Source organism: Rathayibacter rathayi (assembly GCF_004011095.1).
Taxonomy (GTDB): Bacteria; Actinomycetota; Actinomycetes; order Actinomycetales; family Microbacteriaceae; genus Rathayibacter; species Rathayibacter rathayi.
Window position 1 is genome coordinate 823892 of sequence record NZ_CP028129.1, and the last position, 23915, is coordinate 847806.

Genomic DNA, 23915 nt, shown 5'->3' on the forward strand with positions numbered 1-23915 from the left:
TCAGTGGCGCCGTGTAACGATCGGTGAACCGTTCCGGACCCGGAGGAGTGGCCGCTCCGATGCTCGGATATTCTCTCCAGCGGCGGGCCCGAAGCCGCCCCAGGGAGAGTGGTGGCGTGCCGAGGGACAGGACCGGCGCAGCCGTGAAGGCGCCCCGCCACAGCGCTGTTCCCGACGGTGCTGCCACCCTCCGCGCCGTGCCCTCCCCTGCCCTCCTCGCTCGCGCCGCCGACGGTGCCCTCGCCGGGAACGCGCTGGTCGAGCCAAGCGTTGTCGCTCCCTCCCGCCGCCGCCCGCTAGGCGACTCCGGCCACGACCTCTTCCCTTTCGTGCTCGACTCCGCCGCCCTCGGCCGCGAGGACGGGGCGGCACTACTCGAGCGCTTCGGGGCGTGGGGCGGCAACGGCGTCGTCGTCACCGACTCCAGCCTCGCGGAGGGCGCGGGCGGGTGGCCCGCGGGGCACCGCGACCGCGATCACTTCGTCCTGGTGGGCCGCTTCGGCGCCCCGAGCGGAGCATCCGCGACTCCGCGCGCTCTCGTCAGCCGGGTAGAGGACGCGCTGCGCCGCCTGCGCACCGACCGCCTTGACGTGCTCGCCGTCCGCCCCGGTGGCGCAGGTCGCCTCGACGAGCTGCTGAGCGCCGTCGAGGTTCTCGTGGCGCGCGGGCTGATCCGCTCGGTCATCGCCTCCGGATTCTCGCCGGAGGAGCTGTTCGAAGCGCGCGTACTCGCCGCCCACGGCCTACCCCGCTTCGCCGGCGCGGAGGTGCGCTGGAACCTCCTCGAGCGGCAGGAAGCGGAGGGCGATCTCGGCCTGGTCGCCGCGGGGCAGGGGCTCTCCCTGGTCTCGACCGTGCCGCTCGCACACGGGTTCCTGCGCGGAGTCGAGCGGACCCGTCGCGAATTGAGCCGCCTCCCCGACGGAGCCTTCGCCGCCGCCCACGTCGGCCGCCGGGGCCGCCGCGTGCTCGCGGTCCTCGACGCGATCGGCTCCGAGCTTTCGGCCGCGCCCGCCGCCGTCGCCCTCGCCTGGCTGCTCGGGCGCCCGCATCTGGCCGCGGCGACCGTCGCCCCACGCTCACCCGCCGACGTCGATGCACTGGTGCGCGCGGTCTCGCTCGACCTCGACGCCGGCCACCTGGCCGCGCTGGAGCGCGCGCGCCGCTGACCGCGCCCGTCTGCGACGGCCCGGGGCTTCCACCCGCCACCGCGCGACAGCCCGCGGCGGCCCGTCGCCGGGGTGGCCTAGGGTAAGCACGATGAATCACGGAGTCGCACTGCCCCTCGACCAGCCGGAGATCGTGGTCCGGGCCGCAGGCGGATCCACGGTCCGCCGCTCCGTTCTTCCGAGCGGAGTCCGGATCCTCAGCGAGTCGGTGCCGGGCGCTCGCAGCGCGACGATCGGCTTCTGGGTCGCCGCCGGTTCACGCGACGAGCGGACTGGGCGCCCCGCCACCGCGGGGGAGCCGGCCGTGCCCTCCAACGTCGGCTCGACGCACTTCCTCGAGCACCTGCTGTTCAAGGGCACGCAGAAGCGCTCCGCCCTCGACATCGCCGTGTCGTTCGACTCCGTCGGCGGGGAGCACAACGCTCTCACCGCCAAGGAGTACACCTGCTACTACGCCAAGATCCAGGACCGCGACCTGCCGATGGCGGTCGAGGTGATCGCCGACATGGTGACCTCCAGCCTGATCGACCCGGACGAGTTCGAGACCGAGCGCGGGGTCATCCTCGAGGAGCTCGCGATGGCGGATGACGATCCGGCCGATGTGGCGGGGGAGAAGCTGTTCGAGGCCGTTTTCGGCGACCACCCCCTTGGCCGTCCGATCGGCGGCACCGCCGCGACGATCGGGGAGGCCACCCGCGACGCGGTGTGGGCGCATTACCGATCCGCCTACCGCCCTCGCGACGTCGTGATCACCGTCGCCGGCGCCGTCGACCACGAGACGCTCGTCGTCCTCCTCGAGCGCGTGCTCGTCGCCGACGGCTGGGACCTCGGCACGGCGGCGACGCCGGTCGAGCGCCGCGTCGGCGGACGCGCCTCCTACACGCGCGGCAGCGCCCTCTCGGTGGTGCACCGCCCCACCGAGCAGGCGAATCTGCTCGTCGGCTTCCCCGGCCTCGCCGCGGGCGACGAGCGGAGGATGACGATGGGCGTCCTCAACTCGATCCTCGGCGGAGGCATGTCCTCGCGGCTCTTCCAGGAGGTACGCGAGAAGCGGGGCCTGGCCTACTCCGTCTACTCCTTCGCGCCCTCCTACTCCGACGCCGGGCTCTTCGGTCTCTACGCCGCGTGTACTCCCGCGAAGGCGGGGACGGTCGCCGAGCTCCTACTCGCCGAGTTCCACCGCCTCGCCGAGCACGGCGTGAGCGACGACGAGCTGACCCGCGCCTGCGGCCAGCTCTCGGGGGCGGCCGCTCTCGCGCTCGAGGACTCCGACACGCGAATGTCCCGCCTCGGCCGTGCCGAGCTGACCTTCGGCGAGTTCGTGGACCTCGACGAGAGCCTGCGCCGACTCGCCCTCGTCGGCGCGGAGGACGTCCAGGCCCTCGCGGCAGACTTGGCCCGGGGGCCGTCCTCGATCTCGGCGGTCGGTGCGGTCGATGAGTCGGCTTTCGCCGGAATCGCCGGGGTCACGAGCGCCTCCGCGATCTGATCCGATCGTCGAACGCCCGCCGACCGCGCACCGCCGCGCCGTACCAGGGAGGACTCCCGTGTCCCACTACATCTACCTCGTCCGTCACGGCGAGCAGCAGGACGCCGAGCACGGTATGCCGGACGGCCCGCTCTCGGCGCGAGGCGAGCGCCAGGCGCGACTGATCGCCGAGCGGCTCGGCGGAGTCCCGTTCACCGGAGCGTGGCACTCGCCGCTGCGCCGGGCCGAGGAGACGGCCGCGCGCTTCCAGACGCTGCTCCCGAGCCTGCCGCTGCAACCGTCGTCGTTGCTGTTCGACTGCATTCCCTCCGGTCCGACCCCGGACATGCCCAAGGCGTTCGAGCCCTTCTTCGGCAGCGTGACCTCGGCTGAGATTGAGGCGGGGCACGCGCAGATGCAGGATGCGGTCGCGGAGTTCCTGGCACCGTCCCGCGAAGACCGTCACGACCTCCTGATCACCCACAACTTCGTGATTGGCTGGTTCGTGCGCCATGTCTTCGACGCCCCTGACTGGCGGTGGCTCGGGCTGAACCAGGCCAACTGCGGCCTCACGATCATCCGCGTGCGCTCCCGGAAGCCTCCGGTGCTCGTCGTGCACAACGACCTCTCCCACCTCCCCGTCGAACTACGCACCGGCCTGCCCGAAGCTCAGCCCTACTGAGCCCTCCGCCCTGACTGTTCTGCTGAGAGCCGGTACCGCAGCGCAGGAGGAGCGCTGTGTCGAACTGTGGTGCGCCGCGCTCACTGCCCGCGACGGGCGCCCTCCTCGGGAGGACACCGTGGAGCGGGCCCGGGCGACCCTGAGCGTCAAGCGCCTCTCACTCGTCATCGCCGAGGAGGGGGTATCGCGTGCGTCGGCTTCGCGCTTCTCCTCCCCGCCGGAAGCGGCTTCGAGGCGGATCCGCCCGAGGCAGCGCACCTCGCCCTCTTGGCCGTGGACCCGCGGGCGCAGGGTGCAGGAGTCGGTCGACGGCTGCTCGCGGCTGTCGAGGAGCGAGCGGCACGAGTAGCGCCGACCGTGGTGCTGCATGTGCTGACCGAGAATGCCTCCGCTCTCGCCCTGTATACCTCGGTCGGATGGCGGCCGCTCGGCACTCCCGTCCCGCACCCGCTCTCGGGAGCGCCCATGCTGACCCTGGTGCGCAATCTCCCGGCGGCGCGGCGCAGCCGCACCGGGCCGCGGGATACGCTGAGTCGGTGACTACTTCCGTCGCCGTGGTCGGCGCCTCCGGCCGACTCGGCTCGTTCACCTGCTCCCTCATCGACGCGTCGAGCGAGTTCACGCTCGTCGCGCGGATCGGCTCGCGGAGCGATCTCGCCGACATGCTCGCGGCCGACATCGTCGTCGACATGACCGTGCCGGCGGTCAGCCAGCAGATCGTCGATCTCGCCGTGGCGAACGGCAAGAAGGTGCTGGTGGGCACCTCCGGCTGGACGGGCGACCGCATTGCGGCGCTTCGGCGCACCGTTGCGGAGCAGCCCGCGGCGGGGGTCGTCATCATCCCCAACTTCTCGCTCGGCTCAGTACTCGCGACCGCCCTCGCCACGGTGGCCGTGCGCTTCTTCGACGCCGCCGAGATCGTCGAGACTCACGGAGCGCGCAAGGTCGACTCGCCCTCCGGTACCGCGGTGCGCACGGCCGAGCTACTGCTGCGTGCGCGATCCGAACTCGGTCCGGTGCAGGCGCCGCACACCGACCAGCGGGCGCGCGGCCAGCAGGTCGCGAGTGTGCCCGTGCACAGCCTTCGCCTGCCCGGAGTCGAGGCGCGCCAGGAGGTCGTCTTCGGCGGTATCGGCGAGACGGTCACCATCCGGCACGACACCAGCTCACAGGCGTCCTACGAGCAGGGCGTTCTCCGTGCTCTTGACGCGGTCCGGACGACGACCGGCGTCGTGGTCGGCCTGGACGCGCTGATTGATCTGCGCGCCGCCTTCGCCGCCGCCCCTCTGGCCGAGCGGCCCCTCGACGAGCAGCCCGTGACCGACCCGACGCCCTCCGGTCAGGCCGCGGCGGCGACCAGCGCCCCGTGAGGACTCGCGTCGGAGTCGTCCTGATGGCGGTCCTGCTCGCCCTCTACCTCGTCGTCTGCCTGCAGTACTCGGTCGTCGCCTTTGCCGCGGGAACCGCGCCGGGGATCGTCATGGGCGTCGGCCTGCTGATCCTGGGCACTGTCGGCGTGTGGGGCCTGGTCCGCGAGCTGCTGTTCGGACTTCGCGCCGAGAGGCTGGCTCGCCGGCTGGAAGGCGAAGACGCGCTACCGCAGGAGGTCCTCGACTCGCGCGCCAGCGGACGTCCGCTGCGGGACGAGGCCGACGCGCTGTTCCCGCGGTATGCGGAGGAGGTGGACGCGCAGCCAGAGAGCTGGCGCGCCTGGTACCGCCTCGGCCTCGCCTACGATGCCAGCGGCGACCGCAAGCGCGCGCGGGCAGCAATTCGCCGCGCGATTGCAGTGGAGCACGCTGCTCCGGCCTGAGCTGCTCCGGCCTGAGCCGCTCTGGCCCGACGGCGACGTCGGCCGGGCTGCACCGGATCGCCGTCGCCGATACCGGGCGTCGCCGAGCGCGGGAGGCTCAGGCCAGTACCCACTCCAGCGCCTCGCCGACCGTGCGGTGCCGGAACTCGAAGCCGTCGTCGAGCAAGCGCTGGGGGACCAGGCGCTGGCTCGACAGCAAGAGTTCGTGGCCGGCGTCGCGCAGCGCGAGCTCGATGACCTTCTCGGGCACCGGCAGCTTGAACGGACGGTGCAGCAGCTCGGCGAGGGTGCGCATGACATCGTTCGCGGTGGCGGGGACCGGCCCGGCGAGGTTCACGGGGCCGGAGAGCTCGGACGTGAGCAGGTGGCGGATCGCCGCGGCCTCGTCATAGAGGCTGATCCACGGCCAGGCCTGGCCGCCGCCGCCGAGTGGCCCGCTAAGGCCGAGCTTCGTGAGAGGCAGGAGCGGCTTGAGCGCGCCTCCGTCCCCCAAAACGAGCCCGGTGCGGGCGGTGACGACCCGGGTCGCTTCGGGCGCGAGGTGCGCGGCCTTCTCCCAGCGGTCCACCACATCCGCGAGGAAGCCGGTGCCGCGCGAGGACTGCTCGGTCAGCTCTTCGCCCGGCCGGTCACCGTAATAGCCGACAGCCGACGCGTTGATCAGCGTTGCGGGCGGACTCGAGGACATCCGCATCGCGTCAGTGAGGGTCTGCGTCGACTGGATCCGCGAGTCGCGGATCTCGCGCTTGTACGAGGAGGTCCACGGTAGGCGGCTGATCGAGGCGCCGGAAAGATTGATCACGGCGTCGACTCGATCAAGGACGCTGAAGTCGAGCATGTGTGAGGTGGGCGCCCAGTGGAACTGATCCGGGCTCGTCGGTGCATGGCGCACCAGGCGAAGGATCTGGTGCCCCTCGGCGCTCAGTTGACGGGTCAGCTCGGAGCCGATCATCCCACTGGCCCCCGAGATCAGGACGCGGAGTCGAGGCGTCGAAGCCTCTTGCCGGGGCGAGACCTGCTCGGACGGTGTCGAGACGTGCTCGCGGGGAGTGCGCGCCGCGCGTCGCGGCGAACCCGTGCCGTTTGACCCGTCGTGGTCGGAGTGCCGTGCGGATGAGTCGCTCATGGTGCCTCCCGGGCCGGTCGCGGGCCGCCCGCGTAGTTGATCCAGCCTAGAGCCTCACGCTCGGTAGCCCGCCGATCGCCCGACGAGGCCGGCTCGCGCCAGCACCAGGTAGAACTCACAGCCCAGGCAGAGGCCGAACGCGGCGTTCAGGAACGCGGCGAGGAAGGCGACGGCAGCGGCACCGGGGACGGCTCCCGGCACCCCGGCCAGGTGCAGCAAAACACCCGCCGCAGTGACGACCAGGCCGATCAGCTGAGCGAAGCGCGGGGGCCGCGCGTCCTCCCACTCCTGCGGCGGGCCGAGATGCGGGCGGAGGAGCCGGCGGAACAGCACGGCCCAGGGACCGGAGCCGACGCCGCGCCCGGCGGACCAGCCGAAGAGCACGGCCAACACCAGGAGCAGAAGGAATCCGGGCTGCGTGAGACGGGTGCCGAGGTCGACTCCGGTCGGGGCTGCGAGACCGAGGCCCACGGCCGTCAGGAGGAGCGCGGCGGTCACCGCGGCAGCGACCCGCGGGCCGCGGGGGTCGACAGTGCCGGGCGGGGGAGGGGCGGTCGTGGGCGTCGGGCGGGTGCTCATCGGGTCTCCAGGAGTCGGTCGAGCTCGGTGGTCAGGGCGGCGCGGGTCGGTGCGCCGCCGATGCGGCAGCGCGGGACGCCCGCGGAGTCGAGGAGGAGGAGGGTGGGCGTCTGCCGGATGCGCAAGCGCGCGGCGAGGTCGGCGCGGTGCGTCAGATCGACGTCGAGGTACGCCAGCCCGGGCCGCTGCTGGACGAGTTCGTTCAGCATCCGCCGGACCGCGGGGCAGCGCGTACAGATCTCGGTTGAGAACTGCACGACGGTGGCGTGCTCGCCGAGCACGGCGCCGGGGAGCAGCGCGTCGGGATCGAGCGCGTCGGGATCGCGGTCGGTGCTGCGTGCGACGTGTCCGGTGAGACGGCGGTGCAGGAGACCGAGGGCCGTGCCGATCACGATCAGACCCGCGAGGGCGGCGGTGATCGCAACGGAATCCATGCGGGAAGGCTACGTCGCGCCCAGGCTCGCAGGGACCTCATGACGCGCCGTGACGCCCGGGTGTGCTTCCGGTCTGGTCTAGGTTCGAAGCCGTGACTGAACTGAACACCTCCAGCCCCGATGATCGGGCTCCTGTCTTCCGGAGCGATGTCGTCGTCGAGCTCGTCCGATCGAGTGCCCACGACTCCGACGTCCTCTTCGCCGCCCGCGTCTCGACGCAGGGCGAGAAGACGCTCGCCGAGGCCCTCGACGGTGAGGAAGCGGACGCCGAGCTGCGGCACAAGCGCGACCGCGGCCTGATCAACTACCTGATGCGCGACCGGCACGGCTCACCGTTCGAGCACAACTCGATGACCTTTTACGTTCAGGCGCCGATCTTCGTCTTCCGCGAGTTCATGCGGCACCGCATCGCCTCGTATAACGAGGAGTCCGGCCGCTACCGCGAGCTCCGCTCGGTCTTCTACGTGCCCGGCCCCGAGCGCAACCTGGTGCAGATCGGCAAGCCCGGCGCCTACTCGTTCGAGCCGGGCACCCCGGAGCAGGCCGAACTCGTCGCCGAGGAGACCCGCCGCGTCAGCACGCAGGCGTACGAGTCGTACCGACGGATGCTCGGCGAGGGCGTCGCCCGCGAGGTCGCCCGGATCGTGCTCCCGCTGAACATCTACTCCTCGATGTACGTCACGCTCAACGCCCGCTCACTGATGAACTTTCTCTCCCTGCGCACCAAGCGCGAGGACTCGACGTTCCCTTCCTTCCCGCAGCGCGAGATCGAGATGGCCGCCGAGCAGATGGAGGCGCACTTCCAGGAGCTGATGCCTCTCACCGCCGCCGCCTTCACCGCGAACGGCCGCGTCGCCCCCTAGCCGCCCGCGCTCCCGAGCGCGCCCGACTTACGCACCCTCGGTCCGCTCTGCTGCCGCCGTCCGTTGTGCAGGCCCCCGTCCGGTTTGCAGGAGTTGTTCCGGTTTGCAGGAGTTGTTCCGGTTTGCAGGAGTTGTTCCGGTTTGCAGGAGTTGTTCCGGTTTGCAGGAGTTGTTCCGGTTTGCAGGAGTTGTTCCGGTTTGCAGGAGAATTCTCATTGAGAGCGCTCTCTTCCGTTTGAGGCGGTGGGCTGAGCCCGCATCGCCTGCACACCGAACCGCAGCTCCTCCTCCACAGCACCCGATTCCCGGCACTATCCACTGATCGAAGACGTCGCCGCCCGCGCGGTCGTGGTCCCCATCACTCTCGATGCATGCGCTCCTCGACCTCAGCTCTCCTCCGTGCCGGAGGCGTCGCCAAAACAGCGCAATTCCTGCGCGAGGGGACGACTCAGCGAGAGCTGACCCGCGCTGTCGCCGCAGGCTCCCTCGTGCGCATTCGGAAGGGCTGGTACGCCCGTCCCGGTCTCGCCCCCTCCATCGAGCAGGCCTTTCGAGTAGGAGGGGTCCTCGCCTGCGCCGACGCGGCTGCCGTGCACGGGCTCTGGGTCCCGCACTTCCGCGGCCTCCACGTCGCGGTCCCGGATCGCGCATCACGGCTTCGCGATCGCGAGGAGTACCACCGGCGGCTCGCGCATGCACCGGACGTCGTCGTGCACTGGTCGGAGACGGCTCCGTCACCCTGCACGCTGGTGCAAAGCATCGAGGACTGCATCGTCACCGCCGCCCGATGCCAGGGCGCTGAGTTCGCCTTCGTGCTCCTCGAGTCCGCTCTGAGACTCCGGCTCGTCGGGAATTCAGCCAAGCAGCGGCTGCTGGCGAAGCTCCCTCCGAGGATCCGTAGGTTGTTGCTTCCTGCGGGTCGGCTCTCCGAGAGTGGTCTCGAATCGATGGTCGCTTTCCGTCTGCACCGCCTCGGTATTCGCTTCCGGCAGCAGGTCTGGATCGGCGCTCGCCGCGTCGACTTCCTCCTCGGCGAGGCACTCGTCCTCGAGATCGACGGAGCGGCCTTTCACGAGGCCGATGAGGACAACCGCCGCGACATCGAACTCGGACGCCGCGGCTACCGCATCCACCATTTCCGAACCTCGGCTATCCTCCGCCACTGGGATACCGCCGAAGCCGACATCTTCGCTGCGCTCTCGCGCGGCGACCATCTCCGCGCTTGACCTCTCCGATTTCGCCGTGCCCGCTGCTCCTCAGAGCTCTCTCGCCGTCACGCCTGTTCGCTGTGCAGGGAATCCCGACGACTCGAGCCAAAGCACGCGGTAAAACAGGCCGAAGTGCTGGAATGTCCTTCGAATCGGACCGTGTCCTGCAAATCGGACCGTGTCCTGCAAATCGGACCGTTTCCTGCGGATCCCCCACCGCACGCCCACCCATCGACGAGTCCAGCCCAGCACGCCGTCCGCGGCAGCGCGTCGCGGACCCCGCTACCCTGGCTCCGTGTCAACTCCGGAGAATCCCTTCGGCCAGGTCCTGGTCGCCCTGGTCACCCCGTTCACCGCCGACGGCGAGGTCGACTGGCCCGGCGTCGAGAAGCACATCGACGACTGCATCGCGGCGGGTGCCGACGGCATCGTGGTGACCGGCACCACGGGCGAGACCAGCACCCTCACCGACCCGGAGAAGCTCCGCCTGGTCGAGGTCGGTCGCTCGGTCGCTGACGGCCGCGCAAAGATCATCACCGGCGGCGGCTCAAACGAGACCGCCCACGCCATGCAGCTCGCCCGTCAGAGCGAGAAGGCGGGCGCCGATGGCAACATGATCGTCACTCCGTACTACAACAAGCCGACGCAGGCCGGTGTGCTCACCCACTTCCGGATGATCGCCGATGCGGCCGACCTGCCGGTCATCCTCTACGACATCCCGGGCCGCACTGGCGTCCCCATCCGCTACGAGACGATCCTGCGCGCGGCGAAGCATCCGAACATCCTCGCCGTGAAGGACGCGAAGGGGGATCTCTCCGAGGTCAGCCGCGTGCTTAATCAGACCGACCTGATGTACTTCTGCGGCGACGACGCGAACGTGCTTCCCGAGCTCGCCATCGGCGCCTCGGGGCTGATCGGCGTCACTGCGAACATTGCCGCGGCGCCGTACCGCACCATCGTCGACGCGGTGAACGCCGGCGACCTGCATACCGCGACGCGCGCGCATCAGCAGCTCGAGCCGCTCGTGCGCGCCCTGATGACGCACGTCCCCGGCACGGTTGCCGCGAAGTACATCCTGCACGGCCTCGGCCGCATCTCATCGCCGCGCGTGCGGCTGCCGCTGGTCGGTCCTGAGGAGTCGGAGGCGGCCCTCATCGAGGACGAGCTCGGGCTGGTCCGCGACATTCCGGGCGTCGATTTCTGCAACTTCCGGCCCGATCGCAACGCGGCAGCCGGCGGTGCCCTCCCGAGGGTTGCCGGCACCACCCGCTGAGCCCGAGCGGCGGCTCCCGAGAAGGCACCCGCAGAGAAAGAGGAGGGCGTAAGCCCAGTTCATCACTCCCGAACCCCTCGCCCCGGGCACCTTGCGGATCGGCCCCCTCGGCCCCCTCGGCTGCCTCGGCGAGATCGGGGGCAACATGACCGTGTTCAAGATCGACGGCAAGCTCCTGGTGGTCGACTGCGGCGTGCTCTTCCCGGAAGAGAACCAGCCGGGCGTCAACCTGTTCCTGGTTGATTCGACCAACGCCAACGTTCCCGGATTCACGCCGAACGAGCGGGACATCGGCCCGGTCATCGAGAGCGTGATGGCGAAGGCGACCCGCCGCGTCATCGTCGCCAGCTCCGCCCCGTCGTGGGCCGCTGGGTCAACACGACGTACCGTCGCCGTCCGATGATCGTGCCGCTGGTCATCGAGGCTTAAGGCTCCTCTCACAGGACCGATTCACGTCCCGGATGCGTGCCCGCGGCGCGGGTCACCGGAGCTGACGGGGGTGCCGGGTACGGTGGCCTCATGGCGACCAGTACCAAGACGACCTCGCGCGGGCGCGGCAGCGCGACTCCTCGCTCCGGCGCGCCGCGATCCGGCCGGGGTTCGAGCAAGGCGGCCGCCGAGACGAAGACGGTGGCTTTCGAGTCCGCGCCCCGCACGAACCCTGCGGTGCGGGTCTGGATGGCACTGGCCCACCTGGCGGGTGGCGCAGCCCGTGCCCTCGGTCCCGAGCGGTTGGCGAAGGAGGAGCGCCGCGACGGTGTTCCCTTCCTCCTGCTGCTGCTCGCGGTCGCCGGCGCGGTGGTGGAGTGGTTCCTCGCGACCGACCCGGTCGCCCTCGTCCTCGACGCCTGGAGCTTCGGTGGCTTCTTCGGCCGTGTGGCGTACGTCCTCCCCGTCGTCCTGCTGCTGTTCTCCCTCTGGCTGTTCCGCCACCCCCGTTCCGTCGACGACAACGGGCGGATCGGCGTCGGCGTCATCACGCTGCTCGTCGCCTCCGCAGGCCTCTGCCACGCGCACCTCGGCCTGCCTCAACCTGGACAGGGCATCGAGACGATGGCGGCGGCGGGAGGAGTCCTGGGCTGGCTCGTGGGTGCTCCCCTCGCGGCGATCGCGACGGTCCCGGGTGCCACCGTGCTGCTGTCGGTCGTGATCCTGCTCTCGCTCTTCATCATTACCAAGACCCCGCCGAACCGGATCAGAGCGCGCTCGCGCGAGCTCTACGGCTACCTCTTCGGAGCCCCTGTGCTCGACGACGAGGAGCGCGCGCGGCAGAAAGCCGAGCGGGCGGCCGCGAAGGCCGCGGCGAAGGCAGAGGCGGAGCAGGAGGAGAACTTCCAGCAAGACGGCGGGGAGCTGCCCTGGTGGCGGCGCACCGAGTCCGGTCGCGAGGACGAGCCGACCGTGCAGACCGAGCTTCCGATCGACTCCTTCACCGAGGTCATCGAGGGCACGGTGCCCGCCCGGGGGCGGGGGAAGGGCTTCGATACCGCGCTCGAGGAGCGCAACGACGAGGCGCATCCGCCCACGCGCTCCTACGCCACCGAGGTACTGGCCGAGGCCGAGACCGCCGAGGCGGCGCTTGCGCACCTCGAGCAGAGCGGCTCACGCCGCGGAGCGACCGGAGTGGTCGACGACGACGCGACCGAGATCATGCGGCTCGACCGACTCGATGTGGCGCCTGTCGTCCCCGTCCCGCCCGTCATCGAGACCGGCCCGATCACACCGCTCAGCGACGAGGACCCGACCGCCGGATTCGACTCGTCGTTCGAGGACGATGCCCCCTACCGGCTGCCGTCGGCGGCCACCCTCTCGACAGGGACTCCGTCGAAAGCGCGCTCGGCAGCCAACGACGACATGGTCCGAGCCATCACCGAAGTGCTGCGCCAGTTCAGCGTCGACGCGACCGTCACCGGCTTCTCCCGCGGCCCGACCGTGACCCGCTATGAGATCGAGCTCGGCCCGGGTGTGAAGGTGGAGCGCGTCACCGCGCTGAGCAAGAATCTCTCGTACGCGGTCGCCAGCAACGAGGTCCGGATCCTGTCCCCCATCCCGGGCAAGAGCGCGATCGGCGTCGAGATCCCCAACACCGACCGCGAGATTGTCTCGCTCGGTGATGTGTTGCGCTCGCCGGCCTCGACGACCTCCACCCACCCGATGACCATCGGCGTCGGAAAAGACGTGGAGGGCGGATACGTCGTCGCGAACCTCGCCAAGATGCCGCACCTCCTGGTCGCCGGCTCGACCGGCTCCGGCAAGTCCAGCTTCATCAATTCGATGATCACGAGCCTGCTGATGCGCGCGCGACCGCAGGACGTGCGCATGGTCCTGATCGACCCCAAGCGCGTCGAGCTCACGATCTACGGTGGCGTACCGCATCTGATCACTCCGATCATCACGAACCCCAAGAAGGCAGCCGAGGCGTTGCAGTGGGTCGTGAAGGAGATGGACATGCGCTACGACGATCTCGCGTCGTTCGGCTTCCGTCACATTGACGACTTCAATGCAGCGGTCCGCGGCGACGGGATCAAGCTCCCGGCCGGCAGCAACCGTGTGCTCAAGCCGTACCCGTATTTGCTCGTCGTGGTCGACGAGCTCGCCGACCTGATGATGGTCGCCCCTCGTGACGTCGAGGACTCGATCGTGCGTATCACCCAGCTCGCGCGCGCCTCCGGCATCCACCTCGTCCTCGCCACCCAGAGGCCCAGCGTCGATGTGGTGACCGGCCTGATCAAGGCCAACGTGCCCAGCCGCCTCGCCTTCGCGGTGACGAGCGTGACCGACTCGCGCGTGATCCTCGACCAGCCCGGAGCCGACAAGCTGATCGGGCAGGGAGATGGTCTGTTCCTCCCGATGGGCACGAACAAGCCCCTGCGTGTGCAGGGGGCCTGGGTGCGCGAAGACGAGGTCGCCAAGGTGGTCGAGCACGTCACGCGGCAGGCCCAGCCCGAGTACCGCCAGGACATCACGGTTCAGGCGCAGCGCAAGGAGATCGACTCCGACATCGGCGACGACCTCGAGCTGCTGATGGCCGCGGCCGAACTCGTGGTCAGCACGCAGTTCGGCTCGACCTCGATGCTCCAGCGCAAGCTGCGCGTCGGCTTCGCCAAAGCCGGACGTCTGATGGACCTGCTCGAATCGCGCGACGTCGTCGGCCCGTCCGAGGGGTCCAAGGCCCGCGACGTGCTGGTCACCGCAGAGCAGCTGGCGGGAGTCCTCGCACGGATGCGCGGTGAGGAGCCGGGCGAGGGGACCGCTTCGCCGTCCCCGGTCGGGCCCAGTACCTCCGCGGACCCGCTGGCCGAGCCGTCCGGCCCCGTCGCGACCGACTACCACGACGATGACGAGGGGCCCGGCGAGGACGCCTGGGCGCTGACGGGACGCGAGTGACACCCGCGGTCGCTCGCCGGAGAACGAACGGTGGAGCACGATGAGCACTCCGACGGCACCGGCTTCGGCCCGGTCCGGAAACTGGAACCTGCCCAACGCGATCACGATCATCCGGATCCTGCTGGCGCCGATCTTCTTCTGGCTGCTCCTGGCCGACGGCGGGCAGGACGGCGGGATCCGCATCGCCGCGGCGCTGCTGTTCATCATCGCCATCGCGACGGACGGCATCGACGGGCACATCGCCCGCAGCCGCGGTCTGGTGACCGACCTCGGCAAGCTGCTCGACCCGATCGCGGACAAGGTTCTCACCGGGGCCGCGCTCGTCGGACTTTCCCTCCTCGGGGAGCTGGCGTGGTGGGTCACGATCGTGATCCTCGTCCGGGAGATCGGCATCACCGTATTCCGGATGGCCGTACTCTCGGACCGGGTGATCCCGGCCTCCCGCGGTGGCAAGCTCAAAACGATCGTGCAGTCGGTTGCGATCTCCCTCGCTCTCCTCCCCCTGTGGGCGGTACTGGGCGAGTGGGTGCATGTGCTGAACGGGATCACGATGACCGCCGCCGTGGTGCTCACGGTCGTGACCGGGATCGACTACCTCGTCGATGCCGCCCGTCAGAGCCGATCGCCGCGGCCGAAGAAGTGACGCCCGCGGACCTGATCGCCGAGCTCCGCCGCCGGGGCGTCGATCTCGCTGTCGCGGAATCGCTCACAGGCGGCGCGCTCAGCTCGGCGCTGGTAGAGGTCCCTGGAGCCTCCGCCGTCTATCGCGGGGGAGTGGTGAGCTATGCCACCGAGCTCAAGCACCGCCTCCTCGGAGTCGATGCCCGTGTTCTCGAGGCGCGCGGACCGGTCGATCCCGGAGTCGCCCTACAGATGGCCCGGGGAGCGGCGTCGCGTCTGGCTGCGAATGAGCGGCTCACCCTGGGCCTGGCCACCACGGGCGTGGCCGGCCCGGATCCGCAGGGAGGAGCGGCGGTTGGTACGGTCTTCGTGGCCGCCGTGCTCGGAGCAGATGAGCTCGTCCGCGAACACCGCTTCGACGGGGACAGGGCGGCGATCCGCTCCGCATCCGTCGGGGCCGTCCTTACACTCGGCGCCGAGTTGCTCGCCCACCGGGCATGAGGCGGATCCCCAGTCTCGACCGAGGTTCGGAATGCGCCGCATTGCGGCCCGGTTACATCTGGTATCGCTCACACGCAAAGTCCAGTCATCCGGTATTAGAGTCATCACCATACGAACCGGGTAGTGAACAGCTATCCGGTTCTCTCGTCCCAGCCCCCCGATCACGTGCTCCGGAGCATCCGGGCGCCCGTACTCCCGGAGCAGGTGCGCGACACGCGGTTGATGTGGAGAAGGAGGGTCCAGTGGTTCTAGTTCGTCAGGAGATCGGCGATGTCCTCAGGGACTTTCGCCTGCAGAAAGGTCGTACGCTCCGTCAGGTGGCGGGCAAGGCGAGCGTGGCGCTCGGCTACCTGAGCGAGGTCGAACGCGGTCAGAAGGAGGCCTCCTCGGAGATCCTCGCCTCTGTCGCCGACGCTCTCGACACCCCTATTTCGGTGATCATGCGTGAAGTCGGCGATCGCCTCGCCGTCATCGAAGGCATCGACACCATCCCCGACACCATCCCGGCCGACATGGTCGCCGGCTTCGACGCAGACCTCGTCGCGCAGTAGTCGGCTCCCGTCCTCTCCCACCCACCGCACCCGGTTCCACACGAAGGGCGCCCAGGCTTCGGCCGGGCGCCCTTCGGCATTCCCGGAGGAGCGGTGCGGGGGAGCGGCTAGCGTGGAGCCATGCGCTTGAGCGAGTTCCGCCGGCTGGTCGACGAGGAGTTCGGCGCCGGGTATGCGCGCGTGCTGGTCTCGGACCTCGTGCTCACGGAGTTGGGCGGGCAGACCGCCGAGCAGGCGCTCGCGGACGGCGCGGAGCCGCGGGACGTCTGGCTCGCCCTGTGCCGAGCCAGTGATGTCCCGGAGGTGCGCTGGCATGGCAGGGATCCGAGCAAGCGCCGACGGTGACATCACCGACCGAAGCCGTGTTCGACACGCCGGCGTCATCTGATCGAATTCGTGTTCGAGCGGTCTAAGCTCCTCCACAGAAGCAGAAACGGCTCCGTCTCCACGGAGTCGCTCTCGCTCGGCACCGATGTCGGTGGTCGGGCGTACCGTCGGAGACACCTGAACGGATCTGCTTCACCGCCTTGTCGCAGCCGGCCGGCACTGTCACTCCGACAGCCTCCGGCATGTCGCGACAGCCTGTAGGCGACATACACGACGAAACGAGAGCGAGACGGCCATGCCCAGTTCCTCCGACCGCGAGAAGTCCCTCGAGACTGCGCTCGCCCAGATTGATCGCCAGTTCGGCAAGGGTGCGGTCATGCGCCTGGGCAGCGATGAACGCGCTCCCGTCGAGGTGATCCAGACCGGTTCCATCGCGCTCGACGTCGCTCTCGGGATCGGTGGGTTGCCCCGTGGCCGCATCGTCGAGATCTATGGTCCCGAGTCTTCCGGCAAGACCACGCTCACCCTGCACGCGATCGCGAACGCGCAGCGCAACGGAGGTATCGCTGCCTTCATCGACGCCGAGCACGCACTCGACCCCGAATACGCCAAGAAGCTCGGAGTCGACATCGACTCGCTCCTCGTGTCGCAGCCCGATACGGGAGAGCAGGCGCTCGAGATCGCCGACATGCTCGTGCGCTCCGGCTCGATCGACCTCATCGTGATCGACTCCGTGGCCGCGCTCGTGCCGCGTGCCGAGATCGAGGGCGAGATGGGTGACTCCCACGTCGGCCTCCAGGCCCGCCTTATGTCGCAGGCCCTGCGCAAGCTCACGGGTGGTCTGAACACCACCAACACCACGATGATCTTCATCAACCAGCTGCGGGAGAAGATCGGCGTCTTCTTCGGGAGCCCCGAGACCACCGCCGGTGGCAAGGCTCTCAAGTTCTACGCGTCCGTCCGTCTCGACATCCGCCGCATCGAGACACTGAAGGATGGCACCGAGGCGGTCGGTAACCGCACCCGCGTCAAGGTCGTGAAGAACAAGATGGCCCCGCCCTTCAAGCAGGCCGAGTTCGACATTCTTTACGGCATCGGGATCTCGCGCGAGGGAAGCCTCATCGACTTCGGTGTCGAGCACGAGATCGTCCGCAAGTCCGGCGCCTGGTACACCTACGACGGCGACCAACTCGGGCAGGGCAAGGAGAAGGCGCGGCAGTTCCTGATCGACAACCCCGATGTGGCCGCCGAGATCGAGAAGCGCATCCTGGTCAAGCTCGGCGTAGTCGCAGACCCGAACTCGGCCGTCGAGGCCGCTCCGGTTGCGATCGAGACCAAGCAGCCCGTCCGCAAGGGCGCCTAGCCCGTGGCGGAGAAGGCCGCGGAGGGCGCCGGGGGACGTCCCGTGGCCTTCCTGCCCTGGGTCGACCGGAGCGCGGCAGGAGAGGAGGGCTGGGCGGCCGTGGCACCGGACACCGAACGTGCTGGCGCAACACCGGAGTCGCGGGAACCCGAGGCTGTGAACTCGACCGAACGGGAGGCCACGAGCCGGCGGTCGGGCGTGTCCGCTGCCGGTTCCCGTGGGTCCGACGCGCCCGAGCGGATCGCGGAGCTGTCGGCCCATATCGCTCGGCGTGCACCGGCCTTCGTCGAGGACACAGACGACGAGGAAGCGGTCGAGGGACCCCGGGAGGTCGACCCCGAGCAGGTCGCCGACAGGATCGTGCGGGGACTCTCTCGCAAGAGCCTGTCGGTCGCCGAGGTGGAGGCGCGGCTCTACACCGAGGGGGTCGCCGAGAAGGACGCCCTCGAGATCGTCGAGCGCTTCACTCGGTTCGGCTATCTCGACGACCTCAAGATGGCGGAGCAACTGGTTGTGTCGCTGCGCGACCGCAAGAAGCTGGGCCGCTCCTCCATCCAGCAGGAGCTCCGCGCCCGCAAGCTCCCCCCCGATGTCATTGCCTCCGCGCTGGACGAGCTTGACGGCGACGACGAGTACCGCACGGCGCTCGAGCTGGCGTGTAAGCGCCTGCCGAGCCTGCGCTCGCTCTCACACGAGGTCGCCGAGAGACGCCTCACGGGGTTCCTCGCCCGCCGCGGATATGCCGGCGGTCTCGTGCAGCGCGTTGTTCGCGAGACGATCCGCACGCCCGGGTCGAGCGTCCGCTTCCGCTGAGACGGCTGACGGGATGCGGCCGGGCCGGCGCGTAGAATCGCACACCATGAGCATGCTCGCTAGCGCCCCGTCGCCCGTCGCCGAGTCCCGGCCGAGGACCTACGAGGTCCGCACGTTCGGGTGCCAGATGAACGTGCACGACTCCGAGCGGCTGAGCGGCTCGCTCGAAGCGGCGGGCTACGTGTCGGCAGGCGGAGCCGAAGCAGACGTGGTCGTGATCAATACCTGCGCGGTCCGCGAGAACGCCGACAACAAGCTCTACGGCCACCTCGGCCACCTCGCCTCGGTCAAGCGCCGCCACGGCGACATGCAGATCGCGGTCGGCGGATGCCTCGCCCAAAAGGACAAGGACGTCATCCTCGATCGCGCCCCCTGGGTCGATGTGGTCTTCGGCACGCACAACATGGGCTCCCTCCCGAGTCTGCTCAAGCGCGCCCGGCACAACGACGAAGCGCAGCTCGAGATCCTCGAGTCGCTCGACGTCTTCCCCTCCACTCTCCCCACCAAGCGCGAGTCGACCTCCAGCGGCTGGGTCTCGATCTCGGTCGGCTGCAACAACACCTGCACTTTCTGCATCGTGCCCTCGCTCCGCGGCAAGGAGAAGGACCGGCGTCCTGGCGACGTGCTCGCCGAGATCCAGGCGCTCGTCGATGACGGCGCGATCGAGGTCACGCTCCTCGGTCAGAATGTCAACTCCTACGGCGTCGAGTTCGGTGACCGGCAGGCGTTCTCGAAGCTCCTACGCGCTGCCGCCACGATCGAGGGCCTCGAGCGCATTCGCTTCACCAGCCCCCACCCGGCCGCGTTCAGCGACGACGTGATCGACGCTATGGCCGAGACGCCAGCGGTCATGCCGCAGCTGCACATGCCGTTGCAGTCCGGGTCGGACCGTATCCTCAAGGCGATGCGCCGCTCGTACCGCTCGGAGAAATTCCTCGGCATCCTCGAGCGTGTGCGCGCCCGCATCCCGCACGCGGCGATCAGCACTGACATCATCGTCGGATTCCCCGGCGAGACCGAAGTCGACTTCCAGGAGACCCTTCGGGTCGTCGAGCAGGCGCGTTTCGCTTCGGCCTTCACGTTCCAGTACTCCATCCGGCCCGGCACCCCCGCGGCGACATTGCCCGACCAAATCCCGAAGGCCGTCGTGCAGGAGCGCTACGAGCGCCTCACCGCCCTGCAGGATGCCATCAGCGAGCAGGAGAACCGCACGATCGTCGGGCGCGAGGTCGAGGTGTTGGTGGCGACGGGGGAGGGCCGCCGTGACACCGAGACCCACCGGCTGAGTGGCCGCGCGGAGGACAGCCGTCTGGTGCACTTCGACGTTCCCGCAGGCTCCGAGCAGCCGCGTCCCGGCGACGTGGTCTCGGTGCTGGTCACCCGGGCCGCCCCGTTCTACCTTCTCGCCGATTCGCCGGACGGAGCCCCGCTCCGCATCCGCCGCACCCGCGCGGGAGACGCGTGGGACCGGGCGCAGACCGAGTCCTGCGGCGCTCCGGCGACCCCCGGCGTCGCCGGAGCGCCGCGGGTCTCGCTCGGACTGCCCTCCCTGCGAGTGCAGAGCACCAGCACTCTGACCACGCCGATCGACGGTGCCGCCGATGGCGAGCGCTGAGCACGGGGCCCCCGGGCCCGCACTGATCGCGATCGTCGGCGCGACCGGCACCGGCAAGACCGCGCTCTCGCTCGATCTCGCCGAGGCGATCCGGAGCGAGGGCGGTTCTGCCGAGATCGTCAATTCGGACGCGACCCAGCTCTACCGCGGGATGGACATCGGCACCGCGAAGCTCGCCGTCGAGGAGCGCCGCGGCATCCCACACCATCTCTTCGACGTGCTCGACCTGACCGAGGAGGCCTCGGTCGCTCGTTATCAGACCGAGGCCCGGCGCGTGATCGAGGAGGTCCAGGCCCGCGGCGCGACACCGATCCTGGTGGGCGGGTCCGGTCTCTACGTGTCGAGCGTCCTCTTCGAATTCTCCTTCGCGGGGACCGACCCCGAGGTGCGGCGCCGGCTCGAGGAAACGGCCACGCGCGAGGGCCTGGGCGTCCTCGTCGGGCGACTGCGGGCGATCGACGAGGCTGTCGCCGAGCGGATCGGCCCGCACAACGCTCGGCGCATCATCCGGGCGCTCGAGATCGCCGAACTCACCGGTGGTCGTACCCATAGCGCCCTGATGCCCAATGAGCCCGTCGCCTGGTGTGCGACCTCGACCCTCTTCCTCGAGGCGCCGCGGGAGGAACTGGTGCAGTGGCTCGACCGGCGGACCGAGCTCATGTGGGCGGGCGGGATGCTCGACGAGGTCGAGCGCCTGGTCCCGCTGGGTCTCGAGAGGGGCGTCACCGCGCGGCGCGCGATCGGGTACGACCAGGCTCTCGCCCAGCGCGCCGGCACCCTGACGCAGCGGGAGGCGATCGCGGCCACCCAGTCCCTCACCCGGCGCTACGCCCGTCGACAGAACAGCTGGTTCCGTCGTTACACCGGGGCTCACCGGCTCCCGTACGACGCGCCCGAACTGGTGGCTCGCGCGCGCGCCGCCGCCCAGACCGCAGCGCCGGGTCCTCGGTAGGCTGTCCGCCATGACGATCGAGCTGCACTTCACCAAGGGCCAGGGCACGGGCAACGACTTCGTGCTCTACAGCGACCCGGACGGTGAGGTGGACCTCTCGCCCGCTCAGGTCGCGATGATCTGCGACCGGCACTTCGGCGTCGGGGCCGACGGTGTTATCCGGGCGGTCCGCTCCAGGGCGATCCCGGAGGGTGCTGCCTCACTCGCCGAGGAGAGCGAGGCGGAGTGGTTCATGGACTACCGCAACGCTGACGGCTCGATCGCGGAGATGTGCGGCAACGGCATCCGCGTCTACGCGGCGTTCCTGCTCGCCGCCGGACTCGCCGCGCTCGAGCCCGGTGACACCCTCCCGATCGGCACCCGCGCGGGAGTGCGCGACGTGACGCGGAGCGGTGCTGGCTTCCAGGTCGACCTCGGCCGCTGGGAGCTGGCGGGCGGCGAGCCACTGGTGCGGGCTAAGGAGCTGAGCGTCGCGCGGCCCGGACTCGGACTCGACCTCGGCAACCCGCACGTCGTCGTCGCGCTGAGCAACGACGAGGAACTCGAGTCCGCCGATCTCTCCTACATCCCTCACCTCGACCCGGAGCCGACCGTCGGGGCGAACGTCGAGTTCGTCGTGCCCGGCGAGCCCCTCGTTCACGACGGTATCGGTCGGATTCGGATGCGCGTGCACGAGCGCGGCAGCGGTGAGACCCTCAGCTGCGGCACTGGCGCGGCCGCGGCAGCCCTGGCGGTACGTCACTGGGCGGGAGCCCGCGCCCCGCAGTCGTGGCGCGTCGAGGTGCCGGGGGGCACGCTCGGCGTGACCATGTTCGCGGCGGAGGAGGGCGAGCACGTCGGACTCTCCGGTCCGGCCCACCTGGTCTTCACCGGTACCATCCGGCTCGACTGATCCGCCGGCTCAGGCCGAGCGCGTCGTGCGCAGCACCCGGAAGCCCTTCGCGGAGCTGACCCGCTCCACTTCGAGCCGACCGGCGAAGGCGTCGGTGAGCCAGGTTTGCAGCGAGTCGGATCCGAGGTTGCGCTGGACGACGAGCCAGGCGTCGGCACCCGCCTCCAGCCTGGGCAGCCAGCGCTCCAGGAGCAGGTGCAGCTCTTCCTTGCCGATGCGGATTGGCGGATTCGACCAGACGGTGCGAAAGCGCACGTCGGCGGGAACATCATCGGGCAGCACAGCGTTGACGTTGAGGACGCCGAGATCCTCGCAGTTGCGACGGACCAGTTCGAGCGACCGCTGGTTAACGTCGACCGCCCATACCCGGGCGTCGGGGGAGGCGAGGGCGAGCGCGAGGGTGATCGGACCCCAGCCGCAGCCGAGGTCCAGCAGGTCCCCGCCGGTGGGGGCGTCCGGTACAGCGTCCAGCAGGACGCGCGTGCCGAGATCGACGTGACCGGGGCTGAACACTCCTCCTGCCGTCGTGACCTCCAGGTCGCGGCCGGCCAGGCGGGCCGGGATCCTGCGGGGCCGGAGGTCGCCGTCGGGAGTGCTCGAGAAGTAGTGCTCGCCGGCCATGAGAAGTGAACCTATCAACACCTGAGGAGTTAGTGTTATCCGGATGACGGAAGACCTGAACGAGACCGACACGACCGAGGCCGTGGACGTCGTCTCGAGGGTCCTGGCGAACGCGCAGTCGCGCTCGACAGGGTACTCGCGCTTCGTCCCGGGTGGAGCCCAGGCGCTGCAGAGCGCCGGCCACGAGGGCGACAACAGCGACGGCAAGAACAGCGACGGCGAACAGTTCGACCGCGACGACCGGCAGGCTCTGCGTCGCGTCGCCGGGCTGTCGACCGAACTCGAGGACGTCACAGAGGTCGAGTACCGCCAGGTGCGCCTCGAGAACGTCGTGCTGATCGGCGTCTACTCGCAGAACTCGCTCGAGGACGCCGAGAACTCGCTGCACGAGCTCGCCGCCCTGGCGGAGACCGCGGGAGCGACCGTACTCGACGGCCTGCTACAGCGCCGCCCGCACCCGGACCCGAGCACCTACCTGGGCAAGGGCAAGGCGCAGGAGCTCGCCGGGCTCGTCGCCGCTCTCGGCGCCGACACGGTCGTCGCCGACACCGAGCTCGCACCGAGCCAGCGCCGAGCGCTGGAGGACGTGGTGAAGGTGAAGGTGATCGACCGCACCGCAGTGATCCTCGACATCTTCAGCCAGCACGCCACGAGCCGTGAGGGCAAGGCGCAGGTCGAGCTTGCGCAGCTCGAGTACCTGCTGCCCAGACTCCGCGGCTGGGGTGAGTCGATGTCCCGTCAGGCCGGCGGCCAGGTCGGCGCGGGAGCCGGAATGGGCTCGCGCGGACCGGGTGAGACCAAGATCGAGCTCGACCGCCGCCGGATTCACACCAGGATGGCGCGATTGCGGAAGCAGATCACCGCGATGAAGCCCGCTCGTGAGGCCAAGCGCGCGAACCGCAAGCGCAACGCCGTCCCTTCTGTGGCGATCGCGGGCTACACCAATGCCGGCAAGTCGAGCCTGCTCAACCGGATGACCCGCGCGGGAGTCCTGGTCGAGAACGCGCTGTTCGCCACCCTGGACGCGACCGTCCGCAAGGCGCAGACGAGCGATGGCCGCGTTTACACGCTCGCCGACACTGTCGGGTTCGTTCGAGCGCTCCCGCACCAGTTGGTCGAGGCGTTCCGCTCCACGCTCGAGGAGGTGGCCGACTCCGATGTGATCGTCCACGTCGTCGACGCCTCTCACCCCGATCCCGCGGGCCAGATCAACACGGTGCGCGACGTGATCGGTGAGGTGGGCGCGCGCAGCATCCCCGAGATCATCGCGTTCAACAAGGCGGATTTGGTGGATGAGGGAACGCGGTTGGTACTGCGCGGGCTCGCCCCAGACGCGGTCTTCGTGTCGGCACGCAGCGGTGAGGGCATCAAGGAGCTGGAGGCGCGGATCGCCGAGATCCTGCCCGAGCCGGACGTCGAGATCGACCTGCTCGTACCGTACGACCGCGGCGACGTGACCTCGCACCTGCACCGCAGCGGCCGGATTCTGTCGACGCAGTACGTCGAGGGCGGCACGCATGTGATCGCCCTGGTGCACGCCGACCTCGCGGGCTCGCTCGCCGAGTTCGCAGTGCCTCGGGCGGCCATACAGGCCTGATCCCGGTACCGAAGCGCTCGCCTCCCGCTCGGGAGGCGGGCGTTTCGTGCATCGGCGACG

25 protein-coding genes are annotated in these 23915 nt (G+C 69.8%); 21 read left to right on the plus strand and 4 right to left on the minus strand.

The window, feature by feature from the left end:
• Positions 1–116: 116 nt before the first annotated feature.
• From C1O28_RS04125 to C1O28_RS04150, 6 genes are all read left to right on the plus strand, one after another.
• Positions 117–1169, plus strand: a complete 1053-nt coding sequence (locus C1O28_RS04125) for an aldo/keto reductase (RefSeq protein ID WP_160487525.1) — start codon at positions 117–119, stop codon at positions 1167–1169.
• A 91-nt stretch (positions 1170–1260) separates the two neighbouring features.
• Positions 1261–2658, plus strand: a complete 1398-nt coding sequence (locus C1O28_RS04130; protein ID WP_097166466.1) for a M16 family metallopeptidase — start codon at positions 1261–1263, stop codon at positions 2656–2658.
• Between the two features lie 58 nt (positions 2659–2716).
• The gene (locus C1O28_RS04135; RefSeq protein WP_097166465.1) at positions 2717–3319 is read left to right on the plus strand and encodes a histidine phosphatase family protein; all 603 of its coding nucleotides are present in this window, start codon (positions 2717–2719) and stop codon (positions 3317–3319) included.
• Between the two features lie 69 nt (positions 3320–3388).
• Positions 3389–3859 carry a GNAT family N-acetyltransferase gene (locus tag C1O28_RS04140; RefSeq protein ID WP_243392070.1) on the plus strand — a complete coding sequence of 157 codons (471 nt, stop codon included), beginning with the start codon at positions 3389–3391 and terminating at the stop codon, positions 3857–3859.
• The gene (dapB, locus tag C1O28_RS04145) at positions 3856–4689 is read left to right on the plus strand and encodes a 4-hydroxy-tetrahydrodipicolinate reductase (RefSeq protein ID WP_097166463.1); all 834 of its coding nucleotides are present in this window, start codon (positions 3856–3858) and stop codon (positions 4687–4689) included. The genes C1O28_RS04140 and dapB overlap by 4 nt, the downstream gene beginning before the upstream one ends.
• Positions 4686–5132, plus strand: a complete 447-nt coding sequence (locus C1O28_RS04150; protein ID WP_097166462.1) for a hypothetical protein — start codon at positions 4686–4688, stop codon at positions 5130–5132. The genes dapB and C1O28_RS04150 overlap by 4 nt, the downstream gene beginning before the upstream one ends.
• A 97-nt stretch (positions 5133–5229) precedes the next feature.
• On the opposite strand, the gene C1O28_RS04155 is transcribed toward C1O28_RS04150, so the two are convergent.
• The 3 genes from C1O28_RS04155 to C1O28_RS04165 are packed head-to-tail and all read right to left on the minus strand — an operon-like array spanning position 5230 to position 7271.
• Positions 5230–6258, minus strand: coding sequence for a TIGR01777 family oxidoreductase (locus tag C1O28_RS04155; protein ID WP_097166461.1), 1029 nt, complete (start codon positions 6256–6258; stop codon positions 5230–5232).
• A 54-nt stretch (positions 6259–6312) separates the two neighbouring features.
• Positions 6313–6837: a DUF4395 domain-containing protein gene (locus tag C1O28_RS04160; RefSeq protein WP_097166460.1), complete on the minus strand. Its 525-nt coding sequence runs from the start codon at positions 6835–6837 to the stop codon at positions 6313–6315.
• Positions 6834–7271 (minus strand): thioredoxin family protein, encoded by a 438-nt coding sequence (locus tag C1O28_RS04165; RefSeq protein WP_097166459.1) that lies wholly within the window; start codon positions 7269–7271, stop codon positions 6834–6836. Before C1O28_RS04165 ends, C1O28_RS04160 begins: the two co-directional genes overlap by 4 nt.
• A gap of 92 nt (positions 7272–7363) precedes the next feature.
• Between C1O28_RS04165 and thyX the strand changes: the two genes are divergently transcribed.
• From thyX to dapF, 14 genes are all read left to right on the plus strand, one after another.
• Positions 7364–8134 carry an FAD-dependent thymidylate synthase gene (gene thyX / locus C1O28_RS04170; RefSeq protein WP_419866652.1) on the plus strand — a complete coding sequence of 257 codons (771 nt, stop codon included), beginning with the start codon at positions 7364–7366 and terminating at the stop codon, positions 8132–8134.
• A gap of 371 nt (positions 8135–8505) precedes the next feature.
• Positions 8506–9360, plus strand: coding sequence for a DUF559 domain-containing protein (locus C1O28_RS04175; RefSeq protein ID WP_097166458.1), 855 nt, complete (start codon positions 8506–8508; stop codon positions 9358–9360).
• 277 nt (positions 9361–9637) lie between these two features.
• Entirely contained in the window at positions 9638–10615 is a 978-nt protein-coding gene (gene dapA, locus C1O28_RS04180) for a 4-hydroxy-tetrahydrodipicolinate synthase (protein WP_097166457.1), read from the plus strand.
• A 145-nt stretch (positions 10616–10760) separates the two neighbouring features.
• On the plus strand, positions 10761–11018 hold the full coding sequence (locus C1O28_RS15580) for a hypothetical protein (protein ID WP_237398277.1): 258 nt from the start codon (positions 10761–10763) through the stop codon (positions 11016–11018).
• Between the two features lie 116 nt (positions 11019–11134).
• Positions 11135–14002: an FtsK/SpoIIIE family DNA translocase gene (locus tag C1O28_RS04190; protein ID WP_097166456.1), complete on the plus strand. Its 2868-nt coding sequence runs from the start codon at positions 11135–11137 to the stop codon at positions 14000–14002.
• Between the two features lie 40 nt (positions 14003–14042).
• Positions 14043–14645, plus strand: a complete 603-nt coding sequence (gene pgsA, locus C1O28_RS04195; protein ID WP_097166455.1) for a CDP-diacylglycerol--glycerol-3-phosphate 3-phosphatidyltransferase — start codon at positions 14043–14045, stop codon at positions 14643–14645.
• Positions 14642–15124 carry a CinA family protein gene (locus C1O28_RS04200; protein WP_097166454.1) on the plus strand — a complete coding sequence of 161 codons (483 nt, stop codon included), beginning with the start codon at positions 14642–14644 and terminating at the stop codon, positions 15122–15124. The genes pgsA and C1O28_RS04200 overlap by 4 nt, the downstream gene beginning before the upstream one ends.
• A gap of 242 nt (positions 15125–15366) precedes the next feature.
• The gene (locus tag C1O28_RS04205; protein WP_097166453.1) at positions 15367–15675 is read left to right on the plus strand and encodes a helix-turn-helix domain-containing protein; all 309 of its coding nucleotides are present in this window, start codon (positions 15367–15369) and stop codon (positions 15673–15675) included.
• Between the two features lie 120 nt (positions 15676–15795).
• Complete coding sequence (locus tag C1O28_RS04210; RefSeq protein ID WP_097166452.1) at positions 15796–16020, plus strand: DUF3046 domain-containing protein; 225 nt, start codon at positions 15796–15798, stop codon at positions 16018–16020.
• A gap of 277 nt (positions 16021–16297) precedes the next feature.
• The gene (gene recA / locus C1O28_RS04215) at positions 16298–17365 is read left to right on the plus strand and encodes a recombinase RecA (RefSeq protein WP_097166451.1); all 1068 of its coding nucleotides are present in this window, start codon (positions 16298–16300) and stop codon (positions 17363–17365) included.
• Between the two features lie 42 nt (positions 17366–17407).
• Positions 17408–18178, plus strand: a complete 771-nt coding sequence (locus C1O28_RS04220) for a regulatory protein RecX (RefSeq protein WP_160487590.1) — start codon at positions 17408–17410, stop codon at positions 18176–18178.
• 46 nt (positions 18179–18224) lie between these two features.
• Entirely contained in the window at positions 18225–19793 is a 1569-nt protein-coding gene (gene miaB / locus C1O28_RS04225; protein WP_097166449.1) for a tRNA (N6-isopentenyl adenosine(37)-C2)-methylthiotransferase MiaB, read from the plus strand.
• The gene (miaA, locus tag C1O28_RS04230; protein WP_097166691.1) at positions 19780–20745 is read left to right on the plus strand and encodes a tRNA (adenosine(37)-N6)-dimethylallyltransferase MiaA; all 966 of its coding nucleotides are present in this window, start codon (positions 19780–19782) and stop codon (positions 20743–20745) included. Before miaB ends, miaA begins: the two co-directional genes overlap by 14 nt.
• A gap of 10 nt (positions 20746–20755) precedes the next feature.
• Positions 20756–21637, plus strand: a complete 882-nt coding sequence (gene dapF, locus C1O28_RS04235) for a diaminopimelate epimerase (protein ID WP_097166448.1) — start codon at positions 20756–20758, stop codon at positions 21635–21637.
• A 9-nt stretch (positions 21638–21646) separates the two neighbouring features.
• On the opposite strand, the gene C1O28_RS04240 is transcribed toward dapF, so the two are convergent.
• The gene (locus C1O28_RS04240; RefSeq protein WP_097166447.1) at positions 21647–22258 is read right to left on the minus strand and encodes a class I SAM-dependent methyltransferase; all 612 of its coding nucleotides are present in this window, start codon (positions 22256–22258) and stop codon (positions 21647–21649) included.
• 43 nt (positions 22259–22301) lie between these two features.
• Between C1O28_RS04240 and hflX the strand changes: the two genes are divergently transcribed.
• The gene (gene hflX / locus C1O28_RS04245; RefSeq protein ID WP_097166446.1) at positions 22302–23855 is read left to right on the plus strand and encodes a GTPase HflX; all 1554 of its coding nucleotides are present in this window, start codon (positions 22302–22304) and stop codon (positions 23853–23855) included.
• The last annotated feature ends 60 nt before the right edge of the window (positions 23856–23915 follow it).